The organism is Mycobacterium lacus, assembly GCF_010731535.1.
GTDB classification, from domain to species: Bacteria; Actinomycetota; Actinomycetes; order Mycobacteriales; family Mycobacteriaceae; genus Mycobacterium; species Mycobacterium lacus.
On sequence record NZ_AP022581.1, the window covers coordinates 970,138 to 990,461 of the forward strand.

At 65.9% G+C, this 20,324-nt stretch carries 19 protein-coding genes and 1 pseudogene; 10 read left to right on the forward strand and 10 right to left on the reverse strand.

Going from position 1 to position 20,324, the window contains the following annotated elements; genetic code table 11:
• The 3 genes from G6N24_RS04555 to G6N24_RS04565 are packed head-to-tail and all read right to left on the reverse strand — an operon-like array spanning position 1 to position 3,739.
• Positions 1–1,839, reverse strand: a complete 1,839-nt coding sequence (locus G6N24_RS04555) for a dipeptide ABC transporter ATP-binding protein (protein WP_085161951.1) — start codon at positions 1,837–1,839, stop codon at positions 1–3.
• A complete protein-coding gene (locus tag G6N24_RS04560) occupies positions 1,836–2,765 on the reverse strand; it encodes an ABC transporter permease (protein WP_085161952.1) in 930 nt (309 codons plus the stop codon). The genes G6N24_RS04555 and G6N24_RS04560 overlap by 4 nt, the downstream gene beginning before the upstream one ends.
• Positions 2,762–3,739: an ABC transporter permease gene (locus G6N24_RS04565; RefSeq protein WP_085161953.1), complete on the reverse strand. Its 978-nt coding sequence runs from the start codon at positions 3,737–3,739 to the stop codon at positions 2,762–2,764. The genes G6N24_RS04560 and G6N24_RS04565 overlap by 4 nt, the downstream gene beginning before the upstream one ends.
• 716 nt (positions 3,740–4,455) lie before the next feature.
• On the opposite strand from G6N24_RS04565, the gene G6N24_RS04570 reads away from it, so the two are divergent.
• The 6 genes from G6N24_RS04570 to G6N24_RS04595 all read left to right on the forward strand — a co-directional run bounded on the left by G6N24_RS04570 (position 4,456) and on the right by G6N24_RS04595 (position 9,744).
• Positions 4,456–4,818, forward strand: coding sequence for a hypothetical protein (locus G6N24_RS04570; protein WP_085161954.1), 363 nt, complete (start codon positions 4,456–4,458; stop codon positions 4,816–4,818).
• 256 nt (positions 4,819–5,074) lie between these two features.
• A complete protein-coding gene (locus tag G6N24_RS04575) occupies positions 5,075–5,566 on the forward strand; it encodes a beta-class carbonic anhydrase (protein ID WP_085161955.1) in 492 nt (163 codons plus the stop codon).
• A 153-nt stretch (positions 5,567–5,719) separates the two neighbouring features.
• Complete coding sequence (gene cysD / locus G6N24_RS04580; protein WP_085161956.1) at positions 5,720–6,649, forward strand: sulfate adenylyltransferase subunit CysD; 930 nt, start codon at positions 5,720–5,722, stop codon at positions 6,647–6,649.
• Positions 6,649–8,493, forward strand: a complete 1,845-nt coding sequence (cysC, locus tag G6N24_RS04585) for an adenylyl-sulfate kinase (RefSeq protein ID WP_085161957.1) — start codon at positions 6,649–6,651, stop codon at positions 8,491–8,493. The genes cysD and cysC overlap by 1 nt, the downstream gene beginning before the upstream one ends.
• Positions 8,490–9,218, forward strand: a complete 729-nt coding sequence (locus G6N24_RS04590) for a 3'(2'),5'-bisphosphate nucleotidase CysQ (protein ID WP_085161958.1) — start codon at positions 8,490–8,492, stop codon at positions 9,216–9,218. The genes cysC and G6N24_RS04590 overlap by 4 nt, the downstream gene beginning before the upstream one ends.
• 40 nt (positions 9,219–9,258) lie before the next feature.
• Positions 9,259–9,744, forward strand: coding sequence for an Rrf2 family transcriptional regulator (locus G6N24_RS04595; protein WP_085161959.1), 486 nt, complete (start codon positions 9,259–9,261; stop codon positions 9,742–9,744).
• Here G6N24_RS04595 and G6N24_RS04600 read toward each other — a convergent pair.
• The 3 genes and pseudogenes from G6N24_RS04600 to G6N24_RS04610 all read right to left on the reverse strand — a co-directional run bounded on the left by G6N24_RS04600 (position 9,741) and on the right by G6N24_RS04610 (position 12,080).
• Positions 9,741–10,130, reverse strand: a complete 390-nt coding sequence (locus G6N24_RS04600) for a VOC family protein (RefSeq protein WP_085161960.1) — start codon at positions 10,128–10,130, stop codon at positions 9,741–9,743. The two genes, G6N24_RS04595 and G6N24_RS04600, sit on opposite strands and share 4 nt — an antisense overlap.
• A 51-nt stretch (positions 10,131–10,181) precedes the next feature.
• Positions 10,182–10,329: pseudogene (locus G6N24_RS24185) on the reverse strand (VOC family protein); the annotation flags it as partial.
• Positions 10,330–10,346: 17 nt separating this feature from the next.
• Complete coding sequence (locus tag G6N24_RS04610; RefSeq protein ID WP_085161961.1) at positions 10,347–12,080, reverse strand: NAD-binding protein; 1,734 nt, start codon at positions 12,078–12,080, stop codon at positions 10,347–10,349.
• 109 nt (positions 12,081–12,189) lie between these two features.
• On the opposite strand from G6N24_RS04610, the gene G6N24_RS04615 reads away from it, so the two are divergent.
• The 3 genes from G6N24_RS04615 to G6N24_RS04625 all read left to right on the forward strand — a co-directional run bounded on the left by G6N24_RS04615 (position 12,190) and on the right by G6N24_RS04625 (position 15,052).
• The gene (locus G6N24_RS04615; RefSeq protein WP_163745415.1) at positions 12,190–12,339 is read left to right on the forward strand and encodes a hypothetical protein; all 150 of its coding nucleotides are present in this window, start codon (positions 12,190–12,192) and stop codon (positions 12,337–12,339) included.
• Positions 12,340–12,561: 222 nt separating this feature from the next.
• Positions 12,562–13,149 carry an NUDIX domain-containing protein gene (locus tag G6N24_RS04620; RefSeq protein WP_085161962.1) on the forward strand — a complete coding sequence of 196 codons (588 nt, stop codon included), beginning with the start codon at positions 12,562–12,564 and terminating at the stop codon, positions 13,147–13,149.
• 286 nt (positions 13,150–13,435) lie between these two features.
• Positions 13,436–15,052, forward strand: coding sequence for a DUF4185 domain-containing protein (locus tag G6N24_RS04625; RefSeq protein ID WP_139822518.1), 1,617 nt, complete (start codon positions 13,436–13,438; stop codon positions 15,050–15,052).
• A gap of 48 nt (positions 15,053–15,100) precedes the next feature.
• Here the strand turns inward: G6N24_RS04625 and G6N24_RS04630 are convergent, their stop codons facing one another.
• Complete coding sequence (locus G6N24_RS04630; protein ID WP_085161964.1) at positions 15,101–15,436, reverse strand: DUF732 domain-containing protein; 336 nt, start codon at positions 15,434–15,436, stop codon at positions 15,101–15,103.
• Positions 15,437–15,564: 128 nt separating this feature from the next.
• Entirely contained in the window at positions 15,565–16,989 is a 1,425-nt protein-coding gene (locus G6N24_RS04635) for a DUF2254 domain-containing protein (protein WP_232070692.1), read from the reverse strand.
• Positions 16,990–17,063: 74 nt separating this feature from the next.
• On the opposite strand from G6N24_RS04635, the gene G6N24_RS04640 reads away from it, so the two are divergent.
• On the forward strand, positions 17,064–17,852 hold the full coding sequence (locus tag G6N24_RS04640; protein ID WP_085161971.1) for an alpha/beta hydrolase: 789 nt from the start codon (positions 17,064–17,066) through the stop codon (positions 17,850–17,852).
• Here the strand turns inward: G6N24_RS04640 and G6N24_RS04645 are convergent.
• Entirely contained in the window at positions 17,849–18,568 is a 720-nt protein-coding gene (locus G6N24_RS04645) for an alpha/beta hydrolase (protein ID WP_197743110.1), read from the reverse strand. The two genes, G6N24_RS04640 and G6N24_RS04645, sit on opposite strands and share 4 nt — an antisense overlap.
• A 109-nt stretch (positions 18,569–18,677) precedes the next feature.
• On the reverse strand, positions 18,678–20,246 hold the full coding sequence (locus G6N24_RS04650) for a DHA2 family efflux MFS transporter permease subunit (RefSeq protein WP_085161966.1): 1,569 nt from the start codon (positions 20,244–20,246) through the stop codon (positions 18,678–18,680).
• Positions 20,247–20,324: the final 78 nt, after the last annotated feature.

The window sequence follows — 20,324 nt, forward strand, 5'->3', positions numbered from 1 at the left end:
CTAGTCACGGCCGCCCGGATCCGGTTGCGGGACGGCACCGAGCAGCCGCCGTGTGTAATCGTGCTGCGGATTGCTGAAGATCTGCTGGCTGTCGCCCTGCTCGACAATCGACCCGGCGAACATCACGGCCACCTGGTGGGCGAGGTGCTTGACCACCGAAAGATCATGGGACACAAACAGATACGACAGTCCGAAGCGCTCCTGCAGATCGAGCAGCAGGTTGATGATCCCGGCCTGGATGGAGACATCAAGCGCGGAGACCGGTTCGTCGAGGGCCAAGATCTTGGGCCGCAGCGCCAGCGCCCGGGCGATGCCGATGCGCTGCTTCTGCCCGCCGGAGAACTCGGCGGGATAGCGACTCGCGTCGGCACGGCGCAATCCCACGATGTCGAGCAGCTCGGCAACCCGCGCGTTCGTGTCGCTGTTGCTGAAACCGTTGGCCTGCAACGGTTCGGCGATCAGGTCGAATACGGGCAGTCGCGGGTCCAGCGACGCGACCGGGTCCTGGAAGACGACCTGAATGTCGCGCCGGAGTGCTCGCCGGTCCGCCGACGTCAGCGTGGCGACGTCGGTGCCCAGCACTTCGATCGAGCCCGATTGCGGCGCAACCAGTTCCAGGATTTGATGCAAGGTGGTCGACTTGCCCGAACCGGATTCACCGACGATGCCCAAGGTGCGGCCCTGCCGCAATTCGAAGCTGACGCCATCGACGGCGCGGACCTCGCCGACGGCGCGACGCAATACCACGCCCTTGGTCAGTCGGTAGGTTTTGACCAGATCCTTTACCCGCACGACGACGGACGAGTCCCCAACGTCTGCAGCGCCGGTGTCGGTCTTGACGCCGTAGATGTCCGCGGCGCTGCGCCCGTTGACCTGATCGGTACGGATGCAGGCCGCCCGGTGGTCCGCTCCCACCTCGACCAATTCGGGTTCCGCGGCCAGGCATTCGTCGACGACCAAGGGGCAGCGCGGCGCGAACGGGCATCCCGGCTGAAGGCCGGCCAGTGAGGGAGGCGCCCCGGGTATGGGCACCAACCGCGTGCCCTGCGCGGCGTCGAGCCGGGGCACCGAGCCCAACAGGCCGACCGTGTAAGGCATCCGGCGATCGCGGTAAAGGTCGCTCACGGAGGAAGACTCCACCACCCGGCCGGCGTACATCACCAGGGCCCGATCTGCGAACTCGGCCACCACGCCCAGGTCGTGGGTGATGATCAGTACCCCGGCTCCCGTAACGTCGCGTGCGGTCTTGATCACCTCGAGGATTTGCGCCTGCACGGTGACATCCAGCGCGGTGGTGGGTTCGTCGCAGATCAGCAGGTCGGGGTCGTTGGCGATCGCGATCGCGATCACCACCCGCTGCCGTTCACCGCCGGACAGTTCATGCGGAAACGCGCGGGCGCGCCGCCCGGGCTGTGAGATGCCAACCAGCTCAAGCAGTTCCACCGCGCGTCTCCGCGCGGTCTTCTTGCCGACGCGGGGCTGGTGCACCTCGATCGCCTCGGCGATCTGGTCACCGACGGTGTAGACGGGCGTGAGCGCGGACATCGGATCCTGGAACACCGTGCCGATCGCCTTACCGCGGAATCGTGACATCGCGTCGTCGGCAAGCCCCAAGACTTCGGTGCCCTGTAGCCGCACCGAGCCGTGCACCTCGGCATACTCGGGCAGCAGGCCCACCACGGCCATCGCCGCCGCGGACTTTCCCGATCCCGATTCGCCGACCATCGCCACCACTTCGCCGGGGTCGACGCGGTAACTGATACCACGCACCGCGGTCACCGGGTCGCCGTCGGTGGGGAAGGTGACGGCCAGGTCGGTCACCTCGAGCAGCGGGCTCATCGGGCCGGCCGCCGTAGCCGCAGGGTTCTGCTGCCGGGGTCGAGCGCGTCGCGCAGGCCGTCACCGGCCAGGTTGGCGCAGACCAGAATCAGCACCAGGACGCCGGCCGGAAACAAGAACACCCACGGGAATGTCGTCGCGGACTGGGTGCCGTCGGCGATCAGGGTGCCCAGCGATACATCCGGCGGTTGAATGCCGAAACCGAGGAAGCTCAAACCGGTCTCGGCCAGGATGGCCGAGGCGACATTGAGCGCGGCGTCGATGATCAAGATGGATGCCACGTTGGGCACCACGTGACCGACGATGATCCGGCGGCTGGAGACGCCCATATACCTTGCGGCCCTGATGAATTCGCGTTCGCGCAAGCTCATGGTCATGCCGCGCACCATGCGCGAGCTGACCATCCAGCCGAAGCCGGCCAGCAGTAGGACGAGCAACATGATGTTGGTCGAGTTTTTGGTTCGCGGGGTGACGATGGCGATGAGGATGAAGCTGGGCACCACGAGCAGCAGATCGACTACCCACATCAGCGCCCGGTCCCGCCAGCCCCCGAAGTAGCCCGAAATCGCCCCGACGGTGGCGGCGATTCCGGTGGAGATCACCGCAACGCAGACACCGATCAGCATCGACTTCTGCATGCCGCGCAACGTCTGCGCCAGCAGGTCCTGACCCAGCGCGTTGGTGCCCAGCCAGTGATTGGCGTTCGGTGGCTGCAGCAACGCATCGAAATCGAGGTCCTCGTATGAGTACGGCAGCAGCGAGGGCAACGTATAGCAGCCGGCGAACAAGACGACGAGCAGCGTCAGCGACGCCACCGCGGCCCGGTTGCGCAGGAACCGGCGCAGCACCAGAGTGCGGCGCGAACTGAAAACCGTTGCCTCTGAATCGGTTTGCTGGACATCGGCTTGGCCGGTGGTGGCGATCATGACACCCGTACCCTCGGGTCGAGCGCCGCATAGATGACGTCGGAGAGCAGGCCGGCGAGCAGCACCACCGCGCCGGAGAACACCGTGATCGCCGCGACGATGTTGGTGTCCTGAGTCGCGATTCCGCGGACCGTCCACTCGCCCATGCCGTGCCAGCCGAAGATCCTCTCGACGAATACCGCTCCGGTGACCAATCCGGCCACCCCGTAGGCGAACAGGGTGGCCATCGGTATCAGCGCGGTCCGCAGCCCATGCTTGAACAGTGCGCGCCGGCGGGTCAGCCCCTTGGCGCGGGCGGTGCGAATGAAGTCCTGGCCGAGGACGTCGAGCATCGCGTTGCGCTGATACCGGCTGTATCCCGCGGCGGCAACGAGCGCCAGCGTGAGCGAGGGCAGGATCAAATGCTGCAACCGGTCGCCCAGGTCGTCCCACGCCCCGCCGACCACGCCCGGTGACGTCTCCCCGGTGTAGTCGAAGAGCTGGGCACCCACGGCCCAGTTGACCCGCAGCGCGCTCAAAATCAACAAGTTCGCAATGACGAATGTCGGGGTGCTGAGCACCAGCAGCGCCAGCATGGTGACGACTCGGTCGCTGAGGCGGTATTGGCGGATGGCTCCCCACGCCCCGGCCACCACCCCGAGCACCGTACCCACCACGGAGCCGACAACCAGCAGCCGCAGGCTGACTCCGATGCGACGCCCGAGTTCGGCCGAGACGGGCTGGCCGGTGATGGTGGTCCCGAAATCGCCGCGTACGGCGTGCGAGACCCAGTTTGCGTAGCGGATCGGTATGGGCCGGTCCAGGCCAAGGTCGTGGGCTTTGGCTTCGATGATGGCTTGCGGCGGGCGCGGGCTGCGTTGCATCAGGCTTTCCAGCGGCGAGAACGCGAGCGAGGTCAGGCAGTAGGTCAAGAACGACGCAAGCGCCAGCAGCACGAGGTAGTTGAGCAACCGGCGCGCCAGAAACCGTGTCATGCCAGACCAACGAGTCGCATGGGCACAGGGTAGCGAGCCGCCGGCTGGGTTGCTGATGGTCGTGGGCGTGGGTGTGATCGAGCCTGGTTTCGGTGCCCCGTTATCTGCTGCTGCCGTGTCTACCTGGCCAACCAAATGGCTGCCCGCCCCGGGGCGCCGACACCGCCATCGACGCCATCCCCGCCATTGCCAATCACGTACGTATGCCCCGTGATCTCGTCTCCGACTATCCGGCGGCATTGGCAGCCGGGCGGAGCGCGGGGGTACGGTTGCTCGCCGCCGAGTTGCTCGATGCCGCTTGGCAGTTCGCCCGGTTGACATCGCCTACCGGTCTGGCCTTGTCACACCGAAGCGATGACGCTGTGTCCGACGATCATTGCAATCGCGTGGATGTTCGTGGCCGAAATGCGGGCTGCCGATTGTCAGTATCCACCGCGGGATCGGCCTGCCTAAGCACAGTTTCGTACCGCGATCTGGGGTTCAGACCCCAGGTTCACCCCAGGGCCACTTCGAGTTGACATCGCCAGCTTTCCGCATCATAGACTGGCGAAAGCGCGGTCGTGTTTCCTGAAATGCCGACTGTTGATCACAACGAACCGGGCTCAGATTGTCCTCGAGAAGGTCGGAACACCTATGCCTCATCGCGCGGCTCATCCACAAGTGCTGACCATTACGTGGAATCCGCCGCGTTGATTCAACCTCTGAATGGAGTCGAAATGACGTTGAAGCTTGCTCGCCATGGCGCTGCGATATTGGGTTGCGCCGCGGCGTTTGCGTTTTCTACCGCGGTTGCCAGCGCTGATCCGCCTGACCCGCACCAGCCGGACATGACAAAGGGCTACTGCCCCGGTGGTCGATGGGGTTTCGGCAATTTGGCCGTGTGCGACGGCGAGAAGTACCCCGACGGGTCGTTTTGGCACCAGTGGATGAAGACCTGGATAGTCGGCCCTCAGTTCTACTACGACTGCGTCAGTGGCGACGAACCTCTCCCGGGCCCGCCACCGCCTGGTGGCTGCGACGGGGCAATTCCGCCCGAGCAGCCCGCCCCGCCCGACCAGCCTGCCCCGCCCGCAACCTGAGACCCGCCGGCGGTGGCCGCGACCTGGGCCAGCGCCATCACCGGCACCCGCCCGGCGCGCGACACGAGGCTGTCATCGTCGAACACCGTGGAATCGGGGATGGGGTTGTGCGACACTGGCACCGGAAGCGCCTTTCTCGTAGCTGGTCGAATTTTCGCTTGAGGACACCGATCATCCCAGCTCAGAGGGGCACTTTCCGCATTACGAGACCCGCCCGGCCGAACTGCATCAGTGGATCGAGGCTAAGGAGACTTGCGTGACGGTGACCGACGACTATCTGGCCAACAACGCCGAGTATGCGAGCACCTTCAAGGGCCCACTGCCGCTGCCGCCGAGTAAGCACGTCGCGGTCTTGGCTTGCATGGATGCCAGGCTCGACGTCTACCGCGCGCTCGGCATCAAAGAGGGCGAGTCGCACGTCATCCGCAACGCCGGCGGGGTCGTCACCGACGACGCCATCCGCTCGCTGGCCATCAGCCAGCGGCTGCTGGGCACCCGGGAGATCATCCTGATTCACCACACCGACTGCGGGATGCTCACTTTCACCGACGACGACTTCAAGCGCGCCATCCAGGACGAGATCGGGATCAAACCGCCGTGGGCGGCCGAGTCATTCCCGGATCCTGTCGAGGACGTCAAGCAGTCTTTGCGCCGCATCGAGAACAGCCCGTTCGTCACCAAGCACGTGTCGCTGCGCGGGTTCGTCTTCGATGTCGCCACCGGCAAGCTCAACGAGGTCACGCTGTAGCTCGGCCGACCTTGTAGGTGGCTAGGGGCGCGGGAAGCGGGGAGAAGAGCCGTCCGCGAGTTCATTGACAGGGTCGACGACCGCTGGTTACATGACAGGTAATGACCTAAATCTGGTCAATTCTACCAACTTAATCGGGAATTTTCGGGGAGCATGACCAGCGGTGTGAACGCAGGCCCGGCGGCGGGCCAGTACGAATTGAGCCATCTGCGCTCGCTGGAGGCCGAGGCGATCCACATCATCCGGGAGGTGGCCGCCGAGTTCGAGCGGCCGGTGTTGTTGTTCTCGGGCGGCAAGGATTCCATCGTCATGCTGCACTTGGCGCTGAAGGCGTTTCGCCCCGGGCGACTGCCGTTCCCGGTGATGCACGTCGACACCGGGCACAACTTCGACGAGGTCATCGCCACCCGCGACGAGCTGGTGGCCGCGGCCGGGGTGCGCTTGCTGGTGGCATCGGTGCAGGAGGACATCGACGCCGGCCGGGTCGTCGAGACTATCCCTTCGCGCAACCCGATACAGACCGTGACGCTGCTGCGTGCCATCCGGGAGAACAAGTTCGACGCCGCGTTCGGGGGAGCGCGGCGCGACGAGGAGAAGGCTCGGGCCAAGGAGCGGGTGTTCAGCTTCCGCGACGAGTTCGGTCAGTGGGACCCGAAGGCGCAGCGGCCGGAGCTGTGGAACCTCTACAACGGGCGGCATCACACGGGCGAGCACATTCGGGTCTTCCCGCTGTCCAACTGGACCGAGTTCGACATCTGGTCGTACATCGGTGCGGAGAACGTCACGCTGCCGACGATCTATTTCGCCCACCGGCGCAAGGTATTTCAGCGCGATGGGATGCTGCTTGCGGTGCATCGGCACATGCAGCCGCGCGCCGACGAGCCGGTGTTCGAGGCCACGGTGCGATTCCGCACCGTTGGGGACGTCACCTGCACCGGGTGCGTTGAGTCGTCGGCTGCCACCATCGCCGAGGTCATCGCCGAGACCGCGGTGTCCCGGCTGACCGAGCGCGGCGCGACCCGCGCCGACGACCGGATCTCGGAGGCTGGGATGGAAGACCGCAAGCGCCAGGGCTACTTCTGATGACTACGCTGCTGAGGCTCGCGACCGCCGGCTCCGTCGACGACGGCAAGTCCACACTGATCGGGCGCCTGCTCTACGACTCCAAGGCCGTGATGGAAGACCAGTGGGCGTCGGTCGAGCAAACGTCGAGGGACCGCGGCCACGAGTACACCGATCTGGCGCTCGTCACCGACGGCCTGCGCGCCGAGCGCGAGCAGGGCATCACCATCGACGTCGCCTACCGCTACTTCGCCACTCCCAAGCGGAAATTCATCATCGCCGACACCCCGGGCCACATCCAGTACACCCGCAACATGGTGACCGGGGCGTCCACCGCGCAGCTGGTGATCGTGCTCGTCGATGCCCGCCACGGCCTGCTCGAACAATCTCGTCGGCACGCCTTCCTGGCGTCCTTGCTGGGCATTCGTCACCTTGTGCTCGCGGTCAACAAGATGGACCTGATCGGATGGGACCAAAAGGAATTCGAATCGATCCGGGACGAATTTCATGCCTTCGCCGCCCGCCTCGACGTGCAAGACGTAACGTCCATTCCGGTCTCCGCGCTGCACGGTGACAATGTCGTCGCCAAATCGGATCGAACACCGTGGTATGAGGGGCCGTCGCTGCTGTCCCATCTCGAAGAGGTCTACCTCGCCGGTGACCGCAACCTGGTCGACGTTCGTTTCCCGATTCAGTACGTCATCCGGCCACACACCCTCGAGCATCAGGACCATCGCAGCTACGCGGGCACGGTGGCCAGCGGGGTGATGCGCCCGGGCGACGAGGTGGTCGTGCTGCCGGTCGGCAAGACCACCACGATCACCGCCATCGACGGCCCGACCGGGCCTGTGGCAGAAGCCTTTCCGCCGATGGCGGTCGCGGTGCGCCTGGCCGACGATATCGACATCTCGCGGGGCGACATGATCGCCCGCACCCACAACCAGCCCAGGGTCACACGCGAATTCGACGCGACCGTGTGCTGGATGGCCGATACCGCGGCGCTAGAGCCGGGTCGCGACTACGTCATCAAGCACACCACCCGGACCACGCGCGCGAGGGTAACCGCGCTCGACTACCGGCTCAACGTCAATACCCTGCACCGCGACAAGACCGCGACGGCGTTGAAGCTCAACGAACTTGGCCGCGTCTCGCTGCGCACCCACGTGCCGCTGTTGCTCGACGAGTACACCCGCAACGCCAGCACCGGCTCGTTCATCCTCATCGACCCCGACACCAACGGCACCGTGGCGGCGGGAATGGTCTTGCGCGACGTCTCGGCCCGCACCGCAAGCCCGAACACCGTGCGGCACAGATCACTGGTCACCGCCGAAGATCGGACTATTCGCGGCAGGACGGTATGGCTCACCGGCCTGTCGGGTGCCGGCAAGTCCTCGGTGGCCATGCTGGCTGAGCGGAAGCTACTCGAAAAGGGCATTCCCGCTTACGTTCTCGACGGCGACAACCTCCGACATGGCCTGAACGCCGACCTGGGATTTTCCATGGCCGACCGTGCGGAGAACCTGCGCCGGCTGGCGCATGTGGCAACGCTGCTCGCCGACTCCGGCCAAATCGTGCTGGTGCCGGCGATCAGCCCGCTGGCCGAGCACCGCGAGCTGGCACGTAAAGTCCACGCCGACGCCGGATTTGAGTTCTTCGAGGTGTTCTGCGACACGTCCCTCGAAGAGTGCGAGCGCCGTGATCCCAAGGGGTTGTACGCCAAAGCGCGAGCGGGTGAGATCACGCATTTTACCGGCATCGACAGCCCGTACCAGCGACCGAAGAATCCAGACCTGCGGCTTACCCCGCACCGAAATCTCGACGAGCAAGCGCAATTGATCATCGACATGCTCGAGTCGCGGGCATGAACGATCACCAGCTGGCCGCGCGGGTGGCCACCCAGGCTGGAGAGCTGCTGCTCGCCGTGCGCGACGAGCTGGCCAATGCCACCGAGGCCGAGCGCAAAGCCGTGGGGGACAAGCGATCGCACGACTTCCTGATGGCGGCGCTGGCGCAGTCGAGGCCGGCCGACGCGGTGCTGTCCGAGGAAGGCGCCGACGACCCGGTGCGATTGCGCACCGATCGCGTCTGGATCGTCGACCCGCTGGATGGCACCCGCGAATTCTCCGAGCTCGGTCGTCACGATTGGGCCGTGCATGTGGCGCTGTGGGAGTCCGGTGAACTCGTCGCGGGTGCGGTCGCGCTGCCGGCGCAGGGCGTTACGCTGGCCACCCCCGACGTCACGCCGCCACCGGCGTATCAGGGCCCGCCCCGGATCGTGGTGTCACGCACCCGCCCGCCGGCGGTCGCGCTGGGGGTGTGCGAGCGCCTCGGGGGGACCCTGGTCGAGATGGGATCGGCGGGGGCCAAGGTTGGGGCGGTGATCCAGGGATTGGCCGACGTGTACGTACACGCCGGCGGTCAGTACGAATGGGATTCCGCGGCGCCGGTCGCCGCGGCGCGGGCGGCCGGCTTGCATACCTCGCGGTTGGACGGCTCCGCGCTGCGGTACAACCGTCCCGACCCGCTACTGCCCGATCTGGTGGTGTGCCGGCCGGAGCACGCCGACGCGTTGCTGTGTGCGATTGCGTGACGGCGCCGGGTAGCCAGCCGGCAATGGCACAATGCACAGAATGCGGATGTCGGCCAAGGCGGAGTACGCGGTCCGCGCGATGGTACAGCTCGCCACGGCCGACGCCGGCACGCTGGTCAAGACCGACGACCTAGCCCACGCGCAAGGCATACCACCGCAATTCCTCGTCGATATCCTGACCAATCTGCGCACCGACCGGTTGGTACGAAGCCACCGCGGTCGCGAGGGCGGTTATGAACTGGCGCGTCCGGGAAGCGAGATCAGCATCGCCGACGTGCTGCGCTGTATCGACGGACCGTTGGCCAGCGTCCGCGACATCGGACTCGGTGACCTGCCCTACTCCGGCCCGACCACGGCGCTGACCGACGTCTGGCGGGCGCTGCGCGCCAGCATGCGATCGGTTCTGGAAGAAACAACCTTGGCCGATGTCGCCAAGGGCGTCCTGCCCACGCACGTCGCGCAACTCGCCGATGACTACCGCAATCAGGAGAGCATGCGGCACGGCTCGCCGCGCAGTGGCGACTAGCCACCCGAGCCGTAGGGCCGAGTGAGGATCTCCAGAGCGTGACCTGAGGGATCGGGAAAGTAGACGCCGCGTCCACCGTCGCTGTGGTTGATCTCGCCGGGTCGTTGGGCACCCGGATCCGCCCAGTGCTGCAAGCCACGCGACTGGATCTTGCCGTAGATCGTGTCGAACTCGTCGTCGGAAACGAGAAATGCGTAGTGCTGCGGACGGATCTCCTCGCCCTCGGCGACATCGGCGTAGTCGAGGCAGGCGCCGTGCTCCAGCGTGACAACCATGAAGCGGCCGAACGGTGTCGGGCTTGGCAGGCCGAAAAGTTCGGTAAGAAACTCCGCGGACTCATGCTTATCGCGCGACGCAACGATGGTGTGGTTGAAACTGATTGCCATAGTTCTTCCCAGTCAACCATTTCCGGAGCGACGCGACAAACATCGTGTCCGCTACTTCGGTGCCGTGAGTTCCAAAGCTGTCGGGACCGCGGAGTTCCAAGATGTATGACGGCCCAATGTCTTTGACCGGCTCGTGCCAAATGCCGAGATCGTCCACATACGCGGCCGCGGCATCCAGTTCGGCATCGCTGCGCATCCTGCTGCCAGGATCGCGCTCTAGGCCGAGATCGACGGCTCTGCGACGGTACCGGACTGCTGGGGAGGCTGCCCCTTGCGCAGCGTCGCCAGCAGCTCACGGTATGGGCCGACGAGATAGGCCGTGTCGCCGGCCATGAGCCGGGCGTCGCGGCGCGGGTGCAGCTCGACCGGCCCGTCCGGCCGGGTGATCGCGATGACGCGGGTTTCGGTGGACAGCTGGTGCATCGGCAGCCCGTCGAGTTCGCTGCCGGCCGCCACATGCATCGCGCCGATCATGAATGAACTTTGCCCGACCGAGAACGTTCCCAGCACCTGCAAGCCCATCGCGGCGCCGATGAACCACGGTGCGGCCAGTTCGACCGTCGATCGGACGCTCTCGAAACCGAATCGCTGCGCCACCGCGCTTCCCAACGCGCGATCGTATACGCGCAGCACCAGCGGTACGCCACGTCGCTTGGCTTGCTGGCATGCCCGGGCTCCCAAGATTTCGCGGAGCACGATCCCGGCTTCGATGTTGACCATGTCGTCTTGGGTCAGGACCGCGATCGCGCGGGCGTGGTCGACGCACGCCGATTCCAGCGTCTGAGGCAGCGTTGCGTCCCCGAAGATGACCGGCACGTCGAGCTCGGCCGCCGACGACAGGAAGCGGCTGTTCTCGTCGCGTTCGATCACCGCGACGTCGTATCCGGCGGTGGTCAGATCGCTGACCACGCGGATGCCGAACGTGCCCAGCCCGACGACGACGACGTGGTTGCGCAGATGGCGCACCCGCCGCACGCCGGCCGAGCGGGTGAGGCGCCGCGACAGCAGCAGGTCGGCGATGAAGGCGATCAGTATCGCGGTGATGCTGACGCCGGCGAACATCAACATGATGCTGAACACGCGCAGCCACGTGGGCTGGTGGGCGAAGCTGAAGTCGCCGTAGCCCACCGTCGCGATCGTTTCGGTGCTGAAGTACAACGCGTCGAGCCAGGTCATGCCAGGAGGGCGCCGGTAGGAGAACCGCAACAACACCGTTGACCCGATCAGCAGGATCGCCATTGCGGCTAACGCACGATAGAACATCGGGTTGATGTCGTTGCGCAGGGTGCGTGCGGTATCGGACAGCTGACGCAGCCGCGGCAGACGAGAGCGCGTTGTGGTCGGCCGAGGGACCTTGATGCCGCGGGCGGCCAACTCGTCCGCGGTACCGATCATCGCGGTCCAGTCGCCGGCATGCACCCGCAGATCGCGTCCCGGACAGGTCACCACCTCCCCGGGGGTGGCGGAGTTCTTGCCGCGGATCACCGCCACCGGCGCCAGGTCGCCGTAGATCTCGCGCAGGGTCGCATCCCGGGGTGCCTCGGAGCGCCACACGACGAACTTGACGCCGGCGGCGTCGAACGGGTGCGCGGTGCGCGCCAGGCAGGCCTCGACGACCGAAGGCGCGGCGAGGTCGGCGACGTCCAGGATCGCGCCGGGGCCGTTGTCGGTGGCCATCGCCTCGCGCAGGACGTCATTGGCTAGCCGCGCCACCACCCGCACGTCCGGGTTGGCTTTCCTTGCCAGCAGCGCGATTTCGAGGTTTCGTGCATCGTCGTCCCCGGCGCAGATGACGGCGCTCGCGTGGGCAAGGTCGGCGCCGGCGAGCTCGCAGGTGGCGAGCTTGACAATGCTCGTGCCCAAGCTGTTGAGTTCGTCGACGATCGTCGTCGCCAGTGCGTCGTCGCCGCTGACGATGATGTGGCGGTGCACGCTCAAGCCCCGGCCCATGGTCCTATGTCTTCCGGCATGAACATCCACTTCTGCGGACACTGACGGCCACGCTTCTATGACTATCGGGTATCGCCGCTGATTTGTACCACGATGAAATACTCAGGTCATGCCCACAGCCCAGCGCGGCCAAGCAAGGATCGACATCGCCGCACCCTCGGACGTCGTGTACGACCTCATCACCGACGTCACCAGGATGGGGCTGGCGCTACACGCTGGAGCCGTCGGCGTATGGGACATTGCTCACCGAGTCCTTTGAGTCCTCTGGTGCTCGGTGCCCAACAGGCTGGCCGAAGCGCTCATCCCGCGGGGACGTCAGGTAAACCGCGGCATCGCGGAGACACTGCGGCGCATCAAGCTGGCCGCCGAAACGCCGGCCCGAGGCCTGAGCTCGTCGAACCCTGTCGGGTAAGGGTCCTGTCGGCCGACGCCTGATCGCCAGGCCGAGTCCACCTCTACCGATCGCGGCCGCCGCGCCGTGATGGCCGGTGACCGTTGCCCATGTCGTCAGCTCCCTCGTGATACTGGCGGTGTGCCTTTCATCGAACGCCTCGCATCCCGCGAGATCTATCGAAACCCGTGGCTGGTGCTCCGGGAGGACGACATCCGCCGCCCGGACGGCAGCGCGGGCATCTACAGCGTGGTGGACAAGCAGACGTACGCGCTCGTGATGCCCTATGACGGGCACCGGTTCCGGTTGGTCGAGCAGTTCCGCTATCCGGTCGGCGCGCGGCGCTGGGAGTTTCCGCAGGGCACCGCCCCCGATCTGGCGGCCGTCGAACCGTCCGAGCTGGCCGAGCGTGAGCTGCGCGAGGAAACCGGATTGAGCGCCATGTCGTTCGAGGCGCTCGGTCAGCTCGACACCGCTCCGGGAATGAGCAGTCAGCGCGGGTGGGTGTTCCTGGCCACCGGAATCGTCGAGGGAGAAGCGGATCGCGAACACGAGGAACAGGACATGCGCAGCGCGTGGTTCCCGCGCGAAGACGTCGAGCGGATGATCCGCTCGGGAGTGATCGCCGACGCACAGTCGATCGCCGCCTACGGCCTGTTCCTGCTGCGCGAGCGATGAATTTTGCGGACGGCATCGGCCGACACCGCTATGACGATCACCTCCGGCCGGGCGACCCGGAAATCTCGTGACCTGGCCCGTGACGCCCGATGCGCGGTGGGCGTCGCCACCGACCTGTTCGACCTCGTTGTCGAAAGGCACCGCCGAGCGGGTTACCGGCGCGGACGAATTAGCCTGCGTCGCAGGGGCTTTCGTTCTTGTTGGGCGTTTCCTGTCGGACCTCGGCGACGGGGCGCCAAATTCTAGCGCGTCCTGGTGAAACCGATGCGTTGCGACACGGTCACGGATGCATATCTATCCACGAATCACTGGTCACAGAAGCCACGCAGATCACTATCGTCACATAAGCAACTGTGGACGTCAATGCTTCCCGAAGATGCGTCCAGCCCTGGAAAGGTGTGACATGGCGCCGATTCCTCGAATCGTGTCGGTATCGACGACGTCGGCGGCCGCGATCGGACTCATCGTTGGGATAAGCCTCGCGCCACCAGCAAACGCGATCCCCTGCCACGACGGCGCTCCGACCGGACCCGCCCCGCCGGGCGCGATCGTCACCAACCCCGGGGCCACGACGCTCGGCCCGATGCCCAACGGACGCATCCCGCTACCGACTACGCGCAGGCCGCGCGGTGCGAACGAAGGCGCGCCGCTGCCCAAGCTGGGGCCGTTGATTTCTGGTTTGCTCAGGCCGGGTACTCGCTATTCCGCGCCCATACAACCCCAGGCGGGGGTGTTGCCCCCGGGGCCTAACCCTCCCGCCCCGGGCAATCAAGCGCCCCCGAACGCTGCTCAGCTGGCTCCCGATGCCGGTCCGGCGCCGGCTCCAGCCCCCGCTCCGGCGGCGGCGCCGGATCCTCCGCCGGCGATCGGCGGGTCTCCGACATCGCTCGTCGACTGGGTGACCGGACCGGATGGCCCGAACAAAACCCTTGAACGTTTCGGCATCTCCGGGACCGACCTCGGGATCATGTGGGACAACGGCGATCCCGTCAACAAGCAGGTGCTCATGGCCTTCGGCGACACATTCGGCTATTGCGGCGTCGAGGGCCATCAATGGCGGTACAACACGCTGTTCCGCAGCCAAGACCGCGATCTGGAACACGGAATCCACATCACGCCGGGCGACCCCGCCAACCGTTACTCCGGCTCACCGGTGCGCCATCCGAACTTTTCCAAACAAATCATCAACAGCATCAAGTGGGCGCCAAACGAGACCGGAATCATTCCGACGGCCGGCATTTCCGTCGGGAGAACCCAATACGTCAACTTCATGTCCATCAGGGACTGGGGCCGAGACGGCGAATGGAGGACGAACTACTCGGGCATCGCGGTGTCCAACGACAATGGCCAGAACTGGGGCGTCTACCCCGGCACGATCCGCGCTTCCGGGCCGGACAGCGGGCGAGCCAGGTACGTACCCGGAAATGAGAATTTCCAGATGGGCGCGTTCCTCAAGTCGAGCGACGGTTATCTCTACTCGTTCGGTACCCCGTCCGGACGGGGCGGTTCGGCGTACCTGACGCGAGTTCCCCAGCGCTTCGTGCCCGACCTCACCAAGTACCAATACTGGAACGGCGACTCGAACTCCTGGGTCCCCAACAAGCCGGACGCGGCCACCCCGGTGATCCCGGGCCCGGTGGCCGAGATGTCAGCCCAGTACAACACCTATCTGAAGCAATACCTGGTGATGTACACCAACGGGGCGAACGACGTGGTGGCAAGGACCGCGCCCGCTCCGCAGGGACCGTGGAGCCCAGAGCAACTGCTCGTGTCATCCTTCCAGATGCCCGGTGGTGTCTACGCGCCGATGATGCATCCGTGGTCGACGGGCAAAGACGTGTATTTCAATCTGTCGCTGTGGTCGGCATACGACGTGATGTTGATGCATACCGTGCTGCCGTAGGCGAATGCGGGGACCCGTGTGGGGTCCCCGCATCGTGGTGGTCGTTCTCTAGGTCGATGTGACGTACTGCGGGCAGTAGGCCGACGCGGCGTCGACGGCGAATATCTTGGCCCCCTTGGCGTTCAGACCGGTCGACTCGGCTACCGCGTTGATGACCTCCTGGGGCGAGTGCCCCTCGTCGAGGGCGGCGCAGACGGCGTGCGCATCGCTGATGGCACGCGCCGCGCTCGGCGGCGTGATCCCGTCCGCCCGCAGCTGAGCGAGGAATGCGGTGTCGGTCGAGGTCGCGCCCGCGGCGCCGGCGAAGCCGAGCGCGGCCAGGCCGAGGGCGGTGGCGGTCAGGGTGGTGCCGGCCAGGGAGGCGGTGAGACGGTGAGTGAACATTGGTTGTCTCCATGTGCGGGTGTTGGTGGTGGACGCTGTTTGCGCCGACCAAAGAATCAGCCGTGCGCCTTGACGGGTTCTCAACAAATCCTTGGCGAAATCGAGATGACTGGCCGCTCGCCCCGCCGCTAGTTGTCGCCGCCGTGTTGCGTGGCCGTGATTGTCGAGACCGCCGCCTGCGCGGCTGCCACCTGGCCGAACGCGGACGCCGGCGGCGCCAGAGTCCCGGGCCGCTCGACGACCTCGGTCGCCCGTGCGGCGGCGCCGACGACCATGGCCCGGTCGGATTCGTCGGTGAGCTCGCGCTGTGCCACCCGCACCACGAGGGCGATTTGGGTCTGCACCGCGACGCGGCGCGCCGGGTCGACGCAGTTTTGGGCAACCGCGCTCAGCAGTTGCAGCAGCGCGGCCAGCACCAGCGGCTCACGCGACCCGTAGCGGCGAATCTGTGCGCATCCGACGTGCAGGTAGGTGGCAAAACCGGGGTAGGGAAGCCAGACGAGAAGCTCGCCGGCGCTGTCGCGGCGCACGTCGTCGGGCAGCGCGCGCGACGCCAGCACCGATTCCACGGCCGAAAGATGGTGCACGACTTGGATGGCCGTGTACGGATCGTTGATGGCGGGCGATAGGGCCCGCAGCGCGATGTCGACCAGCTGCCGCAATCCGAACCGGACGTCCTGCTGCAGCGTGCGCTCGAACCCGACGTGCGCATGCCGCAGGCAGCGTCGCGCGAAGTCGTGCTCCGGCGCCGCCGGTGTCGTGCCCCGCCGCCAGCACCAGCCGAGTAAGCACCCGGCGGTGACGTAGTCGCCGACGAAGGTGGCCAGCTGCACCGTGTGCCCGCTGGCCGCCGCCAACTCGGCGATGTCGTCGACGTCGACGGTTTGTAGATAGCCCGATTGCGGCGCCAACAACGGCTTCGCTTCGGCCGGAGGTGTGGGCGGCTTTTGCTGTTGTCGGTCCGGCGTATCCGGTTCCGGATACAGCTCGTCGATCAGCCCCAGCGTGCGCCGCCGCACCTTTTCCATGATCGTGTCGATCTGGATCGAGTGCATGAGGTGGTGCAGGAAATAGATCAGCGCGCCGATGCTGACGAACGCCAGCGCGAGCGAGCCGCTGACCGCGACCTTGGGAACGAACGCGCGTCCGTCGACATGCTCACCGACGGTGTGCAGGCCACCGGTGCTGTAGGCGAAGGTGCAGGCGAAGATCGCCAGCACCACCTGGTTGGGCACATCGCGCAGGAAGGTTCGCAGCAATCGCACCGAGAATTGGCTCGAGGCGATCTGTAGGGACAGGACCGTGAGCGAGAAGACGATGCCGATCGTGGTAATCATCGTGGCGGACACGACGATCAACACCCCGCGGGCGTCGCCCGCGGTGCCCTGAAACATCACCTTGTCGATCAGCGAGCCGCGCCTTACCGGGACTATCGACAGGATGGCGCCGGCGCCGAGCCCAAGCGCAACGCCGAGCGTCGGCAGCACCCATACCGCGCCCTGCAGGTAATCCCGCACGACGCGACGGCGCCTGAGCAGGTTGCTTGCGGTCACGGGATTAAGCATGCACCGTTACTGAGCGCTAGGCGGAACGTTTTGCCTCGGCAATGCGGATCGAAGGGACGCGCATGCTTGAAATGATCGACAAGGGGTCTGCCACCGAATCCCATCCCGTGCCGCTTCTGTTTGTCCACGGCGCCTGGCATGCAGCGTGGTGCTGGGACGAGCACTTTCTGGCGTTCTTCGCCGATCGCGGTTACGCCTGTTGCGCCCCGAGCCTGCGCGGACACGGTGCAAGCCCCGGCAAGGAGCGGCTGCGCTGGACCGGAATTGAGGACTACGTGGGCGATGTCGCCGCGACGGCCGCGCAACTACCGACCAAGCCGGTTCTGATCGGGCATTCGATGGGCGGCTTCGTCATTCAGAAATACCTGGAACACCACACCGCCGCCGGGGCCATTCTCGTCGCAACCATCCCGCCCACCGGCGTGCTGCGGGTGACCCTGTACATCGCGCGCCGCTATCCGGCGCCATTCCTCAAAGTCCACGCCTCATTGAGGCTGGCGCCCCTGGTGGGGACCCCGGAGTTGGTGCGAGACCTATTGTTCTGCGCGTCCACACCGGATTCGAACGTCGAAACCTGTCGACGGCGAGTCCAAGACGAGTCCTACCGGGCCTTCCTTGACATGCTCGCCCTCGATCTGGTCAAGACCAAACACGTCAACCGTGTCCCGATGCTGGTGTTGGGAGCCGAGCATGACGCCATCGTCTCCGAGCGCCAAATTCGCCGCACCGCAGCGGTTTACGGCGCCGACGCGCAGATCTTCCCCGACATGGGCCACGACATGATGCTGGAGCCGGGATGGCGGGCGGTGGCCGAGAGAATCGACGGTTGGCTCGCGGGCCAGGGGTTCTAAGGGTGGCTTGTCACCGAGTCTGCAACAGGATGCGCGCCACGTCGTCGGGCCGTTCGAGCGCGGAGAAGTGGCCGGTGTCCGGCAACGTGATCCCGCTCTCGTGGGTGAGACCAGTCTCGCTCGCTGTACACCAACGTGACCGGCGCGCTGACATCGAGATAGCGGTCTCGCGCCCGCTGAAATCCCTTGAGGCTGCGATAGATCGCTCTGGCCACCATCGGGTACCCCTTGCGGTCACCGCTTTTCCGGAGTTCGACAAGGAGGTCTTCGGGCAGTTGGCTCTTGTCGACGAAACCGCCGCGCATCACGCCACGCAGGATCGGCCGGTTTTCCATGGCGGCGAAGACCGGTCCGAGCCCGGGCGTCCGCACCAGGCTGATGATCAAGCGGGCGAACGGGTTTCCCCGCTCGAGTCCGCCCGGATAATCGTAGCTGTTGAGAGCAACTACACGCCTCAGCCGATCCTTGAGGTCGATCGAGGCACCCAAAGACAATGCGGCGCCCGGCGATTCACCAGCAAGTGTAACGTCGTGCAGGTCCAATCCGGTGACGAATTCGATGGCTGCGGCGCGCAGCTGCGGCTCGTCGTAGCGCGCACCCGGCACAATGTCGAACCATCCCATGCCGGGCAGGTCGAGCGCGTAGACGGTGGAGGCATCCCACAGCAGCGGGATGACGCGCTGGAAGTAGTCGAGTTGGGTGCGCACGGTGTGCATCAGTACCAGCGCCGCGCCGGTGCCCGCGGTGTAGTACCGCAGGTGCGACCCATCCGCCCGGGTGAAGAATTCGGCCTTTCGTGGCCGTTGCTCCACGATTGTGTGTAGTTCATGCGCGGACCTCCTCTGGTGCGCCGATGTCGATTTCGCTTGCGGCGGGTGCTGTTTGGCGCGCCCGCGCGGGGAGCAGCACGGCGACGACGGCGGCCGCGCCCAGCGCGAGACCGGCGCAGACCAGCGATCCGACCTGTAGGCCGTCGAGGAATGCGCTGTTGACGGCGTTGCGAACGTCGGCGGCCACACCCGTCGGCAGCTGCCTGATGACCTGTTCTGCCGCGGCCATCGAATCCCGCATGGTGGATCGCAATTGGGCGGGCAACGCTGCGATCACCGAGTTCGAGGCGAGTCGCACCGTATACACGGATGCGAAGACGCTGCCCACGATCGCGACGCCGAGAGTGCCGCCCAGCTCGCGGGTGGTGTCGTTGACGGCGGAGCCGACACCGGCCTTGTCGGCGCTCAGTGAGCCCATGATCGCATCGGTGGCCGGTGAAAACGTGAACCCCAGGCCGCCGCCCAGGAGCACCATCTGCAGCGCGATCTGCAGGTACGTGGTGGCCGCATCGACGGTGGACGCCCAGCCCAAGCCCGCAGCGAAGGTCGCCAGGCCGGCGGCGACCACCGCCGTGCTGCCGATCCTCTCGACAATCCGAGGTCCCACGACGCTGCCCACAGCGATTGACGCGGCGACCGGAAGGAGCCGCACACCGGTCTCGAACGCGCTGTAGGCCTTGATGAATTGGAAGTATTGGGTGATGACGAAGATGAAGCCGAAGAGCGTCAAAAAGCCCGCGGTGACGGCCAAGCTGCCGCCGGAGAACCGGCGGTTGGCGAACACCGACACGTCGAGCATCGGGTGGGTGGTGCGCCGTTCCCAGAGCGCGAATGCGGTGAGCACGACGGCGCCGACGGCGAAGCCCGTCGCGGTCGGGATGCTGGCCCATCCCCAGTTCGGGGCCTCGATGACCGTGTAGACCACCGCGGTCACCCCGACCGCGGACAGGATCAGCCCGGGCACGTCAACGGGCGGGGCGGCGGGGTCGCGCGACGTCGGGACGAACAGGATGCCTCCGACAATCGCCACCGCGGCAATAGGGACGTTTACCAGGAAGATCGAGCCCCATGTGTAGTGTTCGAGCAGCCAGCCACCGGTCATCGGCCCGGCGGCCACGCCGACTCCGACCATGGCGGCCCACACCCCGATCGCCTTCGCCCGCTTGACCGGGTCGATAAAGATGTTGGTGATCAGGCCCAGCGTAGTCGGGAAGATCACGGCGGCGCCGACACCCATCGCCGCGCGCCCGGCGATCAGTGTGTCTGCCGAGTTCACCTGTGCCGCAACGGCAGACGTGATCGCAAACAGGGCGAGTCCGCCACTGAGCCAGCCGCGGCGTCCGTATCGGTCGCTCAGACTGCCGGCCGACAGCAGCAGGCCGGACATGACGAGGGTGTATGCGTCGACGATCCACTGCAGCTGGGCGGTGTCGGCGTTGAGTTCCCGGGACAACGTGGGCAGCGCGACGTTGACGATGGTGGCGTCGACGCTGATGACAAACACGCTGAGGCAGATGACCAGGAGCGCGGCGAGCGGGTGGTTCTTGAAGACTGGTGTACGCATGGACAGAAACCTAAACCATATAGACAAATAAATCAAGTAAATATTCCTGAACCTTGTTCACCTGGTATAGTTTCTGGT